We start from the raw sequence: 17,501 nt of genomic DNA, 5'->3' as shown, positions 1-17,501 counted from the left end.
GTTGGTTAGAATACCGGCCTGTCACGCCGGGGGTCGCGGGTTCGAGTCCCGTCCGCTCCGCCACTTATACTAAGCCCAAGCCGAAATGCTTGGGCTTTTTTACGTTTGAAGATTGTGTTCAACCTGCGGTTGAATGAGTCCCGGTCGATCGCGACCCCGGCCGCTCCGCCACTTATTAAGAAACCCTGTCGGTAACGGCAGGGTTTTTTGTTATATATCGCTCCCAAGAGTCCTGCGGCCTCTAGGTCGCGGCACTGGCCGTGCGCGTTGAGTCCCGTCCGCTCCGCCACTTATACTAAGCCCAAGCCGAAATGCTTGGGCTTTTTTGCGTCTTAAAGAAATGTATGCCTTCGTGCGAAAGAGTCCCGCTTGTGCGCAAGCCCGGACTAGGCGTGCTCACCGCTTAGCTACTTCTTCGACAGCTCACCGCAGAAAACGCGGGGCTTTTTCACGTCTGGGCTTTGCCGCTTTATTCTCGCTTCTAGTACATCGCTAAGATTCAGAACTCTTTCTTATTGCTAGACTTATCAATAAAACCTGTGAGGGATAGATTATGCGAAAGATAGTGTTAGCTGTCGGTTTGTGGTCATTAGTTGCGTGTACGACGGATCAGAGCAGCTTTCCGGCCGAGATCACCTATGATTGTCAGGCTGGGCAATACTTCACATTAACGTACCCTACCGCAGAGTCTGCGATCGTGAATTATTTGAATGATACCCGAACACTTGAGAGACGGCGCTCGGCTTCGGGGGCGCAGTATCGTGATCTGGAGGGCAGTACTTATCTATACACAAAGGGAGATGAAGCCATGCTTGAGTGGAATGAGATTAGATTGGAGGGATGTGTTGCCAGGGAATAAATAATCACTGCTTGGGATGTATATAGCAGTCTGCTTTTAGCTGATGATATTGTTTATAGCAATATCAAAGTGAATCGTATTGTGATTAGAACATTGAATTACCTTCCAATTGATATGTGTGAAATAAGATGCGTTTCATGCTGGTTGTATGGTGTCCCGAATGCTTGCAATTACACATAAAATTTCACACTTATCCGTTAGCTACTGAATTGTTACTTAGTAGGAATCTTGATAGCGTGTTGCAACTTTTGTGAAACCAAGTGCATGGAGGGTATGGTTATGTCACTGGTAAAAGCGGCGACTTTAATGGCTTCGGTGGTTCTAAGTAGTAATGTGCTTGCTACAACGATCTCTGCAACAGATTATCGAATTAACTACGAGGGGAGGCACGTCAAAGACTGGAACGAAGGCAATGTCGAACTGAGTTGGCCTGGTTCAAGTATTCAGTTTGAATTTTCCGGTACTCGGTTGGCCGTTAATTTAGATGGACGTGGTACACAGTTCGATGTGATGGTTGATGGTGAGTTTAGCCATATTCTAAAGACATCTGCTGGTTTGGCTAACTATGATCTTTTGAACTTCCCCGAGGAAGAGGAAGTGCATGTAGAGCTCATTAAACGTAATGAGAATTATGATGCCATGATCCGAGTTGATAGCTTTGAAGCGGATGGCGAAATTGAAGGTGTCTGGGAACAGCAACCGCATATCTTGTTCTATGGTGATTCGATTACCGTGGGATACGGTAATGAATCTAACAAGCGAGAGTGTACAACGGCAGAGGTGATAGATACGACAAATGCGCGTTTATCTTATGCTTCTATTGCTGCTGATGAGCTCGATGCTAGCCGCACTTTAGTTGCCTATTCCGGTTTGGGGATGGTAAGAAACTGGAACGGTGGTGAGCCGTATCATAATCTTCCTCATTACAAAAATAAGGCCGGCTCCATTTTTAATACAGGCGAAGAGTATCAAGATCGTCATCCGGACCTTGTTGTAATTAACTTGGGAAGCAATGACTTTAGTACACCCTTGCAGCCCGGTGAACCTTGGCCTGATATGGGCACTTTTTTCGATGTCTGGGTGAATACCTATGTTGACTTTATTCTTCAGCAGCGAGCTCGGTATGGTGATGTTCCTATTCTGATGATTTCAAAAGATTGGTTCAAAGAGCCAATGGGTGCAGTAGAAGCACAGCTGGCTGCTCGAAATATTGAAGATGTGTATAGTCATTATTATATGACTGAACATTTAGGATGTATGGGGCACCCTATTGAATCTGAGCATCGAGTGATGGCTGATAATTTGGTTAAGAGAATAGAAGAGCTATCATTGCTTGATTAGTTTGAGAGCTTCTTCAAATAGAGAGGGTCACCCCTCTCTATTTAATAGCATAATTTATTAATCTCATTAATTACCTTGTCTGTATGTGAGTTAATAAAAAAATGACCGCCATTGAATAATTTCACATTGATGTTTCCATTGAAATGTAACCTCCACTCCTCGATATCATCTAAGCTCACTTCTTCATCGAGCAATCCAAACAACAGAGTAAATGGAATATCATATTTATTCTCAGGGTGTTCCGTTTGGTAGTCTGCAACTTCAAAGTCTGCTCTTAGAATATTAATGCAGATATTGAGAAGTTCTTTATTTTCAAGTATTTCATGAGGTGTTGCATTGAGTCTTTCTATCTCTTGAACAAACTCTTTTTCTGGTAATAAATAGCTTCCTGACTTGTGTCTTATCTGGTGTGGGGCCTTACACCCTGATGCGATAAAGTGCATGGGTAAAGGCTGTTCTTTTTCCTTGAAAAACTCCAATAGCTGATAGCCAATCCGTCCGCCCATGCTGTGGCCAAATATAATGTAGGGCCTCGGCTCCAGTTCTAGTAAGGCACTACCAAGCTCAGGGACAAGTTTGCCCATTTGGGATATTAATGCTTCACTGAATCTATTTGCTCGCCCAGGCAGTTGAACAAGAACTGCCTCCACCTCTGGGGGAAGTTGGTTTACCCAATCTTGATAAATAGAGGCGCTCCCTCCGGCATAGGGAAGGAAAATGATTCGGATTTTTGCATTGTCTGAATTATATCTTGAGTACCATTTTGACATTTTAATCATTTAAGTAACGAAAAGATTATCTAATAATATCTTTCTTTATTGTTTATCTAGCTATTATTTTTGTTTTATTCTGTTTTTTGGATGTGAATCGCAATTTGTATGCTGTGTTATTAGCTTTTCGTTTAATTTCTTGAGGTGTTTCCAGATGTAACAATGCTTGTTGATTACTATATCTCTTGGTGTGGTAAATATAACTGGATATCTTTTAATTTAATATTTTTCAGAGGTTAGGCATGAGAAAAGTTGCGTTATTGTTTCCTGGTCAAGGGTCTCAATATATTGGTATGGGTCAGGAGTTATTTAAATTAAATCCTGTCGTTAATAATACATTTGTTGAAGCTTCTGAAGTATTAGATAGAGATATAGCCAAGCTGTGTTTTGAGTCTTCCCCGGAGGTATTAACACAGACTGAAAATGCCCAGGTAGCCATTTTGACAATGAATGTTGCGTTGTATCGTCAGTTTGAGAGTGAATACGGCATCATGCCATCCGCAGTAGCCGGTCATAGCCTGGGCGAGTATGCCGCCTTGGTTGCAAGTCGTGTATTGTCATTTTCTGATGCATTAAAACTGGTTGAGCAACGCGCCAGACTAATGGCAGAGGCGGCAGCCAATAGCCAGGGTGCAATGCTGGCAGTTATTGGTGCTGACGAAGCTCTTGTGAAGCAATACTGCGAGCAGGCTTCGGGGGGTAGTACAGTCGTTGCGCCAGCCAATTTCAATGCCGGTGATCAGATTATTGTTTCGGGGTCGGTTGATGGCATTGAGGCTATCCAGCAATATTTCGATGATCTTAACATCAAAAACCAACGGCTAAGAGTTAGCGGGGCCTTCCATTCGCCGTTGATGCAGGCTGCTGCTGATCATTTTGAGCAGGAAATTGCGAAATATACCTTTGCCGAACCTGTCTGCCCGGTTATTTCAAACGTAACAGGCCAGGCATACAAGGGATCAAGTGAGATTAAGCAGCTGTTGGTTGATCAGTTAGTAAGTCCTGTTTGCTGGAGGCAAACGATGGATTATATCCAGCAGGAATGTATTAGTCTGGCACTGGAGCTTGGACCTGGCTCGGTATTGAAAAAGCTGGCGAAACATTATTATGCCGTCGAAGCCCTTTCTTATGATCTCAAGGCCGATCGTGAGCACTTAAGTGCCTTGGTAATGAACCGCTCAGAGCGGGCTCAGTTTAACCAGGAACAGAATATCAATGTGTTCAATAAATGCATGGCTGTAGCGGTTAGTACCCGTAATACCAATGACGATATTGAAGCGTATGAGAGAGGAGCTGTTCAGCCATATAACGCATTGAAAGCGTTGAATGAGGCCGGTGACGTGACGGCTGATACGGCACAGCAAGCTTTGAGTCTGTTAAAGACCATTCTGGATACCAAGGGCGTATCGCATCACGAACAGCTTCAGCGTTTTAACCAGGTCGCCGACGAAGTACAGCTGAATACCTTGATCACTGATTTTTCTGTTTCAGAATTAGTGGGTTAGTCGGATGTTCAATGATTTTCTTAAAGTGAACAAGGGGGAGAAAAAGCCCCCGAAACCCGATTCGCCGCCTTTACAAGCGAGAGCTCAGTCTCGTTCACGCCATCAAGATATTGCGATTATCGGCATAGACTGCCGTATTGGCGATGCCGATCGGTTAGAGGATTTCTGGCATAAGCTTCAGCAAGACAAAGACTTCATTCGCCCGTTTCCGGGTTCTCGTGCGTTAGATGCCGGAAAAAGCGAACAAGGTGATGCCAGCTTTTATCCAGCGGCTTTCCTTGAGCATGTCGATCAGTTCGACCACGAGTTTTTTAACTTGTCCTATAACGAGGCGTGCGGCATGGATCCCAACCAGCGCCTGTTATTGCAAAGTTCGTGGCGTGCTTTTGAGGATGCCGGTTATGGCAAGGCGGTATTGTCAGGGAGCAAGGTGGGCATTTTTGTTGGGTTCAATAGCGATTTCGACCCCACATACCGTCAATACGTCGAGCAGATCGCGCCTGATAGTGCCGATAAGTTATCTGAAGCCGGCAATATTCAGTCGGTTATAGCGAGCCGGCTGGCTTATATCCTGGATCTGAAAGGTCCAAGCCTTGTTGTTGATACGGCCTGTTCTTCCTGCTTGACCGCCTTGCATTTGGCTTGTCAGTCGTTGCAGAAGAAAGAGTGCACGATGGCCTTGCTCGGAGGCGTTAAGGTCCGTCTGCTGCCGCTAGCCGATGAAAATGAATTGGGGCTGCGTTCTGTTTCAGGGCGCTGCAAAACCTTTGATGAGCGTTCGGATGGTATTGGATCTGGGGAAGGTGTTGTTTCGTTGATCCTCAAGTCAGTGAGTGAGGCTGAGCGAGATGGCGATCATATCTACGCCGTGGTGAAGTCTACTGGGGTTAGTCAGGACGGCCGTTCGGTAGGAATTACGGCGCCCAATGCCGATGCCCAGCACCAGCTTCTCCAGGATGTCCTGAGAAAAGGGGATATCGATCCGGAAACCATTGCCTTATACGAGGCGCATGGAACGGGCACCAAACTGGGAGACCCTATCGAGCTGTCAGCGATTAACAAAGCCTACCGATTATTCAGCGATAAAAGGCAGTATTGTGCGATTGGTGCGGTCAAAAGCAATATTGGCCATCTGGATCATGCGGCAGCCATGGGCGGGATGATTAAACTTATCATGGCGCTCAAGCACAAGACACTGCCTGCGACCCTGCACTTTTTGTCGCCTAACGCAGAAATTGATTTCATCGATAGCCCATTATATGTCAATGATACCTGTTCCAAATGGCCACAGACGGCATTTCCACGCCGCGCTGCCCTCAGTGCTTTCGGTCTGAGCGGAACGAATGCCCATGCGATTTTTGAAGAGTATTCCCTCGATGTAAGCGACTGCGAAACAGGCAATGCCGCGTTAATCGCTGCACCGACGGAGACTGCTTACTGGATACCGCTATCTGCTGCCAGCCTGCCAGCATTGGAGCGAGTTGTTGCTGACTACGCCGCTTGGCTGTCAGCCCCTTTGGGGGCGGAGTCTTTGAGAGATCAGGCCTTTACCTTGGCCTGTGGACGTTCTCATCATGCACATCGCCTTCTTCTGTGCGTTGAAAGTCTGGTGGATCTGCGCCAACAGCTGCAGCAGCTACAATCCGGAGACCTGTCAGACAGCCCTATGTACGGCTATCACAAGGTTGTTCCGCCAAGCAAACAGGTTCGCTCTCGGGGAGAGCTTACGGATGATGATCTCCGTCAGCTAACCGACACAGTCAGAGGCAGACTGAACGGGGAAACAAGCCGGATTGATCAAGAGGTTGCCGAGTTATACCTGCAAGGTGCCGATATTGACTGGAACTCCTTGTACAAAGGTGGCGCATATCAGCGTCTATCTTTGCCTGCCTATCCCTTTGAGGCCAAGCGTTGCTGGGTTTCTTTGCCTAAGTCTGTGAAGCTGCGTGGTGAGCGTGAGGTCAACCATCCTCTGGTTGACTGTGTTCTGGCTGACTCCTATGACCGTACGATTTTCATGACGCGGTTTGATGTCGACAAGCACTGGGTACTGAACGAGCACATCATTGATGGCAACTACATTATTCCCGGGACGACCTATGTTGAAATGGCCTCGGCGCTGGCGACAAGTTACCTGGGGCATGAAGCCGTTGAGCTGCGTAAGGTTATCTTCTTACAGCCGGTGATTGTCGAGCAACATTCCCCTCGTGATATTCAACTGGTGATGATCCATGAAGACAATCACGAGCGGTTTATTGTGACGGGGCATCAGGGAGGGGACTGGATCACCTACGCCCAGGGTGAGATCCACCGCTGTCAGCCTGATACTTCCGACGTAATGATACCGGAAGGAGCCAGCCTCGCTAACTTTGAGGCGGTTACCGAAGCCCAGATCAACCAGCAGGAAGTCAGTGATGTCGGCCCGCGTTGGGACAGTTTGACTCGAGCCTGCCGGTACCAGCATCAGGTACTTGGCGAGTTCTCGCTTGATCGGCGTTTTGTCGGCGAGGTGGCTGACTATCATATTCACCCTGCACTGATGGATCACTGTGTCAATATTGCCAACGGGCTTGCGGGGACCGATACCTACCTGCCGTTTTCCTACCGCTCGATTAAGGTCTACAAAGCGCTTCCTGCTCAGTTCTCGGCCTTGCTGACGATGAAAAAAGGCCAGGATCCGGCACCGGAAACGGTGAAATATGATATCGACATTGTCGGTCCGGACAACGAACCCGTTATGGTTATCCGGGACTATGTCATCAAGCAGTACAAGCAGAATTTCCGTGCCGAACCGGGTGACGGTTTCGAGACCGTACTGCTACCTCAGGAGCTTTCACAATCCCGTTCCCCTGAAGGGGAGGATATTGTCCTGCTGGGAGCTGAGCCGAACGGAATGCTATCGTCGTTAGCAACGGCGCTGTCGCAGAGTAACCGGGTTATAAGTTACAAAAACCTTGAAGTGCTGAAACAGAATAGTGCGTCTCTTGTCGCTGCCGACAGGGTCGTATTCTGCCTCGGTAATCACGCCGGTGATGGCATGACAGCTGTCGAGGAAACGGCCGTTGAGCTGTTCCGCTTTACCAAACTGCTGGTACAGAGCCTGCGCAAGCAGCCACTTCAGTTAAACATTATTGCTGCGAACGGGTTTGCTTTAGAGTTCGCGACCGCCGTAGATCCGGCTGTACACGCGATATATGCCATGGCAAAGGTGGTTAGCCAGGAGCTGCACCATGTCTCGGTGAGCTGTATTGATGTGCAATCAGATACGCCGGTAGCTGAAATACTGCCTTTGCTCTACCCGACAGCAGGCTATCAGATGTTGGTATGGCGGGATAAATGCTGTTACCAGCCTGTTCTGCAGCCGCGTCAGATGCCTCAAGCAGCACCGTCACCGGTGATCACTGCCGCAAAGAGCTACGTGATAACAGGGGCATCTGGCGCACTGGCTCGGCAGGCTGCGTTGGCCATTGCGGCTCAGGCCGCCTGCCACCTATGTCTGATTAGCCGGACCGATCCCCAAGGCAACAGTGCTAAGTCTCACCAGCTCAAAATGCTTATCGAGCAGTTACGGGGCCAGGGAGCAACGGTTGAGCATCACCAGCTTGATGTCGCCAATGTCGATGGCATAGCGTCAGTACTGGCCCAGGCCCGCCAACGTTGTGATGGAATAGGCGGTGTGGTCCATACCGCGGGACTGGCGGGGGACGGGTTCATCTTCCGCAAGGACGAGGCTGAATTCCGTCAGGTTACCCAGGCCAAAATTGCCGGTGCTCATGTACTGGACAGGTTGACCCGAGAAGACGATCTGGACTTTTTCGTTCTGTACTCATCGGTCACGGCGGTATTTGCCGGCATGGGACAGTCTGATTACACCTACGCTAACGCCTGGCTTGACGGGTTGGCTGAACAGCGCCGCCAGCAAGGGCTACCGGCCTTGTCGATTCAGTGGCCGGCCTGGTCCGAGATCGGGATGGCTGTCGACAAGCAGGCCAAGTTTGACGGTCTGATGGCACCACTGACGACCCAGCAGGGAATGGCTGCTTTCGAGAGCCTGCTTGCAAGCGGTAGTCAGGGCACTGTGATGCCGGGACAGCTCAATCCATCCTATGACCAGCCCGTGGAGGAGCTCCCGGTGACACTGGGCTTTTCGCTTCAGAATACCAGACCGCAACAAACCACACGGCAACAAACCATACCGGCTGATGAACCTATTGTCCTCAAGGGAGGCGGCGATCTGGCGACGGATGACATTCACCAGTCTGTTGCTGCCGTATGGGCCTCGGTGCTTGGTCTTGGCGAAGTCGACCTCTTTGATAGTTTCTTCAGCCTCGGTGGCGATTCCATCCTGGCGGTCAAAGTGATTCAGTTACTCGAGAAAGAGTTCGGCAACATCATAGATGTCACTGATATTTTCACCTATCCCACCGTTTCGCAGCTTGCAGAGTACATTCGTCCCTTGATCCAACCTCCTGAACCGCAGGAACACGAGCCTGAAGACGATGATACCGATCTGGATACCTTACTGAGCCAGTTGGAGTCCGGGGATATTTCGGTCGAAGAAGCGAATGCGAAGTCATTTAACTAGTTATCGATACAGAATGAGATATTAAGGGTCAAGGAAGCGTTATGTCTGACTTAAAAAAATACATATTCAGCCAAGTGGCAAACAATACCTTATCGAAGGAAGAAGCCAAGAAGCTGCTTAACGAACTGCAAAGTGGCGAGAAGAAGAGCAAAGATATCGCCATCATCGGGATGGCTGGGCGATTCCCCGGCGGTCCGGACAAAGAAGCCTACTGGGGCAACATTGTTCGTGGTACCAACTTAATCCGAGATTTACCCGAGGCACGCAAGAAGGCGATTCAGTATTACATTGAAAACGTTTTCAACAAGCAGTACCCCGATCGGGCGATTACCGATTTTCGCGAAGATAAAATTAACTACCAGAAGCAGGGATACTTTGAGCAAATTCATGAGTTTGATGCCAGTGTATTTGGTATTTCTCCTCGTGAAGCGGCGGTTATCGATCCGATCCAGCGGATTTTCCTCGAGGAGGTCTATCACGCGATGGAAGATGCCGGTTATGGCGGCGAAAAGATCCTCGGTTCGAATACCGGTGTCTTTATCGGCCGTAACCATACCAAGAGCCTGAGCTTTGACATTATGGTCGAGGACGAGCCACTCGGGGTGACGGGTACATGGACCGGGATCCTGTCTAGCCGGATCTCGTACCTGTTTGACCTGAAAGGGCCGAGTATCGTCACGGATACCGCCTGCTCTGCCGGTTTGGTTTCTGTCCACCAGGCCTGTATGGCCATTCGTAGCGGAGAGTGTGAGATGGCACTTGCCGGCGGGGTCAGCGGCGTGCAGTACAACCCGGTAATTGGCGCAGATACCTCTTTGGCGACCTATGAGTCGGCTGACGGTATCGTTAAGACGTTTGATGACCGTGCCAACGGAACTGTCTGGAGTGAAGGGGCCGGTGTTGTGATGCTCAAATCTCTGGAGCAGGCAATCAAGGACGGTGATCGGGTTTACGCGGTTATCAAGGGTAGTGCTGCCAATAACGACGGTCGTTCCAATGGCTATACGGCGCCAAATGCACTTGCTCAGGAAGAAATGCTGGTCAAAGCTTGGAAAGATGCCGAGATCAACCCTGAGCAGGTTAGTTACATAGAGGCTCACGGCACCGGGACGGCGCTGGGCGATCCGATTGAGATCAAGGCGCTCAGCAATGCCTTCAAGCGCTTTACCAACAAGAAGCAGTTCTGTGCTATCGGGACGGCAAAATCGAACATGGGGCACCTTGTCGGGGCGTCGGGTATCGCCGGACTGATCAAGGTTGTCATGGCTTTGCAGGCGAAAAAATTGCCGTCGACAATTAACTTTGAAAAGCCGAACCAGTTCATAAACTTCCCCAATTCTCCGGTGTATGTGTCAAGCGAAATGGCCCCCTGGCAGACCATCGGCGATGTACCGCGAACCGCAGGGGTCAACTCGTTCGGATTTAGCGGCACCAACTGTCATGTCGTGGTGCAGGAGGCGCCTGCTCAGCCGGCCCGTAACGAAGTGACAGAGACTTCATATCTGTTCCCGATATCGGCTAAGTCAGTCCAGTCGTTTGAGGCTTTGCTGAAAAACTATCTGACCTATTTTGATGCCGAGGGCGACAACCTGGCTATTCAGGATGTTTGTTATACCGCCTCGACCGGCCGTGGGCACTACAACCTGCGCGCCATGATCATTGCCAGCTCTGTGTCTGATCTGCGCGCCAAGATCCGGGCTGTGATTGAGTCAGGCTACGAAGAATGCACCGAAGACTGGTTCCTGTTTGCTGAACATAAGGTTGTCAGCGACAGCAAGCGTCAGCGGGAGCAGGGTGAGCTGACCGAGCACGAAAAGAAAGATCACAGCAGGATGGCGGCGCAACTTATTACGGATCTGACCGCGAAACCGGCCGTCTCGGTGATCAAGCAGACCTTCCTGGCCAGTTACTATGTCAAAGGGGCCGACATTGCCTTCGACAAGCTTTACTCATCGCCTTGCCAGCGCGTTAGGCTGCCGGTCTATCCGTATGATCGCAAGGAATTCTGGCCCGAGCCAGCCATGATTGATGCCTTCCGCGGTGCCGGCAAGGTACAGGAAAACATCCATCCGCTGCTGCACAGACTGGCCGTATCGAGCAGGGACAAGGATATCTTTACGACCGAGCTGTCGCTCGAAGATCACTGGCCGCTGACCGAGCACCTGATCCTGGGGATCAATATCCTTCCGGGCACAGCCTATGTCGAGGCCTTCAAGCAGATTGCCGTTTACTACTGGGGAGAGGTGCCGGTCGAGATTACCAATATGGCCTTCCTGGCACCGCTGGTTGTGACACCAGAGACTGATGGCTACGAAGTCCAGTTTGTGGTGACGCACCGTGATCAGGGCGTTGATATCGAGGTGATCAGCTATAACGGTTCTGACTGGATCAAGCACATCAGTGGCTCACTGCGCCAGCTGACGTCTGTGCCAGAGTACCGTGTCGATCTCGAGGCGCTAAAAGCAGGCAAGGAAGCTCAGGATAGCATGTACAGTAATAACACTGACTTCTCCTTCGGACCTCGCTGGCGGTGTTCCGAGCGTCAGTGGGTAGGCGAGAACGAGTTTATCCATAACAACAAACTGGCGACGGAATTCTGGCCGGACTTGGATACCTACTACCTCCATCCGAGCCTGCTGGATCAGAGTGCCAACGGTTTTAGCCAGACTATCATTCCGGGCACTATGTATCTGCCGTATATCTATACGTCGATGAAGGTCTACGCACCGCTGCCTGCTGAGTTTTACACCGTGACTCGTCTTAAGAGCTCTCGAAGCGGACACAATGAAACACTGACCTTTGATCTGACCTTGTGTGATGTCGAGGGCAACATTCTTGCCGAGATGACAGATTACAACATCAAGCGGGTTGACCGTAAGCGCTTCCAGGTTCAGAACGACAAAGGATCGGCCTTCTATCGTGTCGACTGGCAGGCCGAGGCGGCTGACAGCCCGAGAGCGGAAATGCCAGGGCGTCTGATCTTCCTTAACTCAGGGGATGCACGTAGCCGTCAGCTCAAGTCTGCGTTCGAGCATCGTGGTGCCACGGTGATTGATGTGACGCTGGGCGATCAGGTTGCCAAGGTAGATGATAATACCTACACCGTTGGAGACAGCGAGGCTGACTATCTGGCGCTCTTCGAGTTGCTGGCTGCCGAGCCTGTAGCCCATGTTGTTCACGGCTTCCTGGTCAATTCTACTCCGGATGACGACGCCTTGCTAAGCAAGGGCATTTACAGTGTTATCTATACCATCAAAGCCATGCTGGCGAACAAAATTAACAGCGACGTCGCCTTCTCGGTATTGACCCACCAGGCGCAGCAGATCTCCTCGGAACAACAGGTCAATGCTTATGGCAGAGCTGTCGAGGGCTTGTGTAAATCCATTAAAATGGAATACGGGAAAGTCGCTACCCGGGTTATTGATACTGACTTGCATACCAGCGTTGAATCTCTGGCGGCAGAGTTTGCCAATGCCGAGGGGCCGTTCAGCGTAGCCTTCCGGGACGAAGAACGTTACTTGCCGCAGTTTGGTATTGTCAATCCGACCGAGCTGGGTTCAGAGCCGCTTTCGCTAAAATCTGACGGCTGCTATGTGATCACCGGTGGTTCGGGCGGGCTGGCCCTGGAGACGGCGGTTCACCTTGCCGGCAAGCAGCCAGTCAATCTTGTGTTGATGAGCCGTTCGCCGTTGAATCCTGACGATCCTCGTATGGATAAGGTGGGTGAAGCCCTGAGTACCATCGAGGTGGCTGGCAGCCATGTGCAGTACTTTAGCGCCGATGTAACTGATGAAGTCTCACTGGCTGCTGCCCTCGACAAGGCGAGATCGCTATACGGCAGAATCAATGGTGTATTCCACTGTGCCGGTGCCGCGGGACGTGGCCTGATCATGGACAAAGATCAGTCGGTCTTCGACAAGGTTCTGTTGCCTAAGATCCGCGGTACGGTATTGCTTGATCGCCTGACCCGACAAGATGAAACAGACTTCATGGTGTTCTACTCATCGATATCGTCACTGTTTGCCGGTCAGGGACAGGCGGACTATACCGCAGCAAACAGCTTCATGGATGCTTATGCAGAAAATCTCATGCAGCAGGGGCGCCGAGCTCTGGCGATCAACTGGGCACCTTGGATGGAAACCGGTATGGCGGTTGAGCACGGCGTCGGTTCGGGCGAAGGCACCTATGTCTACGGTCTGGGGGATGCCGAAGCCCTGGATATGCTCGATACCATGCTTGATAGCAACCTGCCGGTATTGTGTAGCGGTCGCCTGAATCTGTCTGTCTTTGACGAACGCGGTTCTATCGTGCCTTTGTCTGACGGGATCAGCCAGCAGGTTCGTAAGCATGCCGACAAAGACAGCCAAGCCAAGAATCAAGCCAAGAACCCGGCCAGTTCACCTGAAGCCGTGGATGCGGCGGATGTAACCCTGACCGGCTTCGAGCAGGGGGCTGCCAATGAAAATACTCAGCAACTGGCGGTTATCTGGGCTACAACCCTGGGTCTGAAAGAGATTGATATCTACGATACTTTCACCAGTCTGGGCGGGGATTCAATCCTGGCGATCGAGCTGCAAAGGGCGCTTGAGCAACGCTTCCCGGGCCAGTTTGATATCACCGATATCTACTCCTATCCGTCAGTGGCCATGATGGCTGATTACCTCAACGGAGGCGAGGAAGAAGAGCCTGCCGCCAAGGCGCAGCCTGATGACGATGAACTGATGGCAATGCTCGACGGGCTGGATAGTGGTGACTCCTCTATCGATGACATCCTACAAGCTGTTGAATAATAGATACGGAGAGACCGATATGAGTGATAACAAAGCACTAGCCCGGTATCTGCTGGAACAGGTCCAGGCGGGGAAGTTTGACAAAGCTCATGCACTGGCGCTGATCAAGGCGCTTGGTGCAACCCGCGCCAGGACCGACGTAGCGATTGTCGGTATCTCCTGTCACTTCTCTGCTGCCGAAACGCCGCTGGCGTTTTGGCAGAAGCTGGTACAGGAGAAGACCGGTGGCGGGGAGTATTCGCCTAACCGGCACGCAGACATGCACTATTTGTTCGGCGATCCGGCCGTGCCGAAAGATGCCGAAATTTGTATCAACAACTTGCTAAGCGATATCGATAAGTTTGATGCCGGCGAGTTTTCCCTATTGGCCAAGGAAGCCCAGTTGATGGATCCGGGTCAGCGGGAGTTAATGCTGGCAGCGTGGCAGGCTATCGATGATGCGGGATACAGTCCGCAACAGTGGGTGAATACCCATACCGGTGTGTTTGTCGGGGTGGACAGTAATGGCAAGTTTAACCTTGACCGTTATATCCGCGAGCAGAGCCTTTACAGCAGTATGGGCTCGATGACCGGTTGGTTCCCGGGCCGTATTGCCGCCGCGCTTAATGTTGACGGGCCTTGCCTGGCGATGGATACGGGCTGCTCCTCCGGGCTGGTGGCGCTGGATGCTGCTGTTAACGCCATCCGTGACAATTCCTGCGAGCAGGCAATTGTCGCCAGCGTTAACCTGCTTAACCTCTACAAGAGCGATGTGGCCGACGGCATGGAAGGCATGAATGCAACGTCGGAACGCAGTGCCGCGTTCGATGATAATGCCAACGGCATGCTCTGGGGGGAAGGCGCCTGTAGTGTGATTGTCAAACCGCTGCAAAAAGCCATCGAGGCGGGCGATAACATCTATGGTGTGATCCGCGGAACTGCTGTTAACCATGACGGGCAGGCTGTAAGGCAGAGCAAGGTGATGCAGAAGGCCTGGCAGGACGGGAAAATTAATCCCGAAGAGCTGGATTACATCGAGGCCCATGGTACCGGAACCCATTTAGGCGACTCGATTGAGCTGTCCTCGATTATCAGCGCCTTCAAGCCGTATACCAAGAAGAAGCAGTTCTGTGGGATGGGCTCTCTGATGGCTAATATTGGTCACACCGCCGGGGTATCGGGTCTGGCGCGAGTGGTTAAGGTTCTGCTGGCCATGAAGCATAACAAGTTGCCGGCCTCGCCTAACTTTCATGTTCCCAATCACCATCTGCAGCTGGAGCAGTCACCGGTCTATATCCAGGATCGCCTGACCGACTGGCCGCAGCCTGACAAGCCAAAACTGGTTGGTGTCAGTGCCTTTAGTATGACCAAGACCAATTGCCATATGGTGATTGAGGAATATCAGGCTCCCGCGTTTGAACAGCCTGACGTGCCGCTGCTGCTGACGGTGACGGCCGATGACATCGATAAGCTGAAAAGACAGCTGAGTGCCATGCATACTCGTATCTGTCAGGACGAGCAGCTTGATTTGGGGGCGTTGTGCTATACGGCCAATACCGGTCGCCAGCTTCGCAGCCATGTGATCACGCTAGCGTTTGCCTCTCGTACCGAGTGCCTGCAAAGGCTGGAGGCGGCTCGTAGAGATCTTGGTGATAACTGGGAATCCAGTGCTCAGGAGGGGGCTGTTTACCATGTGTTGGCGCCTATTCCGACGTCAAAGCAGGGACTGGTAATGCCTCCGGCAGGTGCAGGTCGTGAGATTCATCTTCTAGAGCAGGTTGAGGCGCTTTACCGTGCCGGCAAGCAGGTTGACTGGTCGTCGCTGTATGACGGGCATGCTTTCAGGCGGATAAGCCTGCCGGGTTATCCGAGAAATACCGAGCGCTGCTGGGCACCGAAATCCTCCCTGCGTCCTTTCCGGCCTGATAGCGAGTTGGCAGAAGAGCACATGGAGCAACCGTTGCAGCCGCTGCAGCAAGTGCGCCTGAACGGCCGAGAGGAGGGCTATTACAGTGAGACCGAGCAGGCCATCGGGGCGATATGGGGGGAGCTCTTTGGCCTTGAGACCATCGCCATCGATCAGAGCTTTGTGGATTATGGCGGTAACTCCCTGAGTGCAGCCGTTCTGGTTCAGAGCTTGAGTCATAACCTGCATAAAACAGTCAAACCTGAGCTGCTGTATCAGTATCAGACTATCGAGGCGCTGGCGGCGGTGCTGGAAGAAAAACCGGAATCTGACATTCAGGCACTGGCTCCGATACAGGAGATGATCACCGGCGAGCAGCCTATCAGCTCGACGCAGGCCTTTATGCTGGGGATCAGTGATACCCTCAAGAATCCGGGCCACCTCACCGTGGGTGTGGTGCTGTCCGTACAATACTCGCTGGTACCGGAGCGAGTGCGTGATGCCGTGCAGTACCTGGATGGCTACTACGATATGTTGCGGGCACGATTTGTCAAGACTGACGGCCAGTGGCACCAGGCTATTGCTCCCGAAGGTGAAGCGGTTAACTTTCAGCACATTGATATATCTGAAGTTCCCGAACAGGATCATAAAAGGTTTATCGAGGAAACAGTCAACAGCAAGCTGTGTGCCCTGGATTTGGCATCGGGACCCTTGTATACCGTTACGGTCTTCACTCAGGGCGAAGGTAAGCCGGACTATCTTGCGGCTTATTTCCACCATGTACTGATGGATGCCTTCTCCCTCAACCTCTATATGGGAAGTTTGCTGACCCTGTACAACCAGGTGACCCATGGCGGCCCGCTCACCCTTGGCAGCAAACCGTTGTCGTATTTCCAGTTTATCCAGGAAAGTCAGCGCTATGCGCGTGAAATCAGCGATGAACAGACACGGTTTATGACCGAGACGCCATTGCAGGATCTTCCTCTGCTTCCGCAAGACTATGCCGACGGCATTAACTATCGCTATTCCAAGGAAGAGCATAAGCAGGTGTTCGACAAGGAGACTACCGACAAGCTCTGCCGGGTGCTGGTGAAGCAGCACCAGGTGACGGTGCTGGATCTTCTGGTTGCGGCACTGGCCCACACTGTTGCCGGTTGGACCAAAGGGGAGTGGGTAGAAATCCATAACGTGATCACCGGGCGTGATGTGATCCATGACCGTAGCCATGACTTTACCCAGACGCTGGGGCTGTTTGCGGTGGGTTGCGACTTTGTGTTGCAGCATCGACCGAGTGAGTCACCGCTGGCTTACCTGCAGGATATTCAGTCGCAGTTATTGTCGCTGCCGGCCAAGGGATGCGGGAACTTTATTACCCAGAATATCGAGACTCGCGAGCCGGGCAGTCGGTATGACTACCTGCGCAAGCAGGTATCGATCAACTATCTGGGGGATATGTTCGAAGTGGATGAGGACAGCCCGGTACGTGTTGTCGATGGTATTTCTATTGAGGTGGATGATGATCATCTGGTGCATGCGGATATTCTCGATGTGCGCGGTAGCATCCAAAACGGTCAGTTGACGATGATCTGGGGGTACAACCGAAAAATTCACCATATCGATACGATCAGGAAGCTTTCCGAGCAATTTGGTGCCTTCCTGCATCATCTGGTTGAGTGAGTCGGTGAGCGCTGCTAGCCGTTAATGCTGGCCCTCTGCCCTGGCAGAGGGCCTTGCTGGCTAGGCGCCAATATTATTTTTTGTGGGGT

General features: G+C 51.4%; 7 protein-coding genes. 6 read left to right on the top strand and 1 reads right to left on the bottom strand.

Annotated features, from left to right (window positions below; genetic code table 11):
- Positions 1–553 precede the first annotated feature (553 nt).
- Positions 554–859, top strand: coding sequence for an MliC family protein (locus BIT28_RS05390; RefSeq protein ID WP_075762616.1), 306 nt, complete (start codon positions 554–556; stop codon positions 857–859).
- A gap of 279 nt (positions 860–1,138) precedes the next feature.
- Entirely contained in the window at positions 1,139–2,200 is a 1,062-nt protein-coding gene (locus BIT28_RS05385) for an SGNH/GDSL hydrolase family protein (RefSeq protein WP_175577491.1), read from the top strand.
- Between the two features lie 41 nt (positions 2,201–2,241).
- Here the strand turns inward: BIT28_RS05385 and BIT28_RS05380 are convergent, their stop codons facing one another.
- Positions 2,242–2,970 carry a thioesterase II family protein gene (locus BIT28_RS05380; protein ID WP_175577490.1) on the bottom strand — a complete coding sequence of 243 codons (729 nt, stop codon included), beginning with the start codon at positions 2,968–2,970 and terminating at the stop codon, positions 2,242–2,244.
- Between the two features lie 242 nt (positions 2,971–3,212).
- On the opposite strand from BIT28_RS05380, the gene fabD reads away from it, so the two are divergent.
- The 4 genes from fabD to BIT28_RS05360 are packed head-to-tail and all read left to right on the top strand — an operon-like array spanning position 3,213 to position 17,412.
- Complete coding sequence (gene fabD, locus BIT28_RS05375) at positions 3,213–4,475, top strand: ACP S-malonyltransferase (protein WP_075762614.1); 1,263 nt, start codon at positions 3,213–3,215, stop codon at positions 4,473–4,475.
- A 4-nt stretch (positions 4,476–4,479) separates the two neighbouring features.
- Positions 4,480–9,060 carry an SDR family NAD(P)-dependent oxidoreductase gene (locus tag BIT28_RS05370; protein ID WP_075762613.1) on the top strand — a complete coding sequence of 1,527 codons (4,581 nt, stop codon included), beginning with the start codon at positions 4,480–4,482 and terminating at the stop codon, positions 9,058–9,060.
- A gap of 41 nt (positions 9,061–9,101) precedes the next feature.
- Complete coding sequence (locus BIT28_RS05365) at positions 9,102–13,850, top strand: type I polyketide synthase (protein WP_075762612.1); 4,749 nt, start codon at positions 9,102–9,104, stop codon at positions 13,848–13,850.
- A 19-nt stretch (positions 13,851–13,869) separates the two neighbouring features.
- Positions 13,870–17,412, top strand: coding sequence for a beta-ketoacyl synthase N-terminal-like domain-containing protein (locus BIT28_RS05360; RefSeq protein WP_075762611.1), 3,543 nt, complete (start codon positions 13,870–13,872; stop codon positions 17,410–17,412).
- The last annotated feature ends 89 nt before the right edge of the window (positions 17,413–17,501 follow it).

The organism is Photobacterium proteolyticum (genome assembly GCF_001939735.1).
Lineage (GTDB): Bacteria > Pseudomonadota > Gammaproteobacteria > Enterobacterales > Vibrionaceae > Photobacterium > Photobacterium proteolyticum.
Note: the sequence above shows the minus strand (reverse complement) of the source record. Positions and strands in the feature narration are given on the sequence as shown.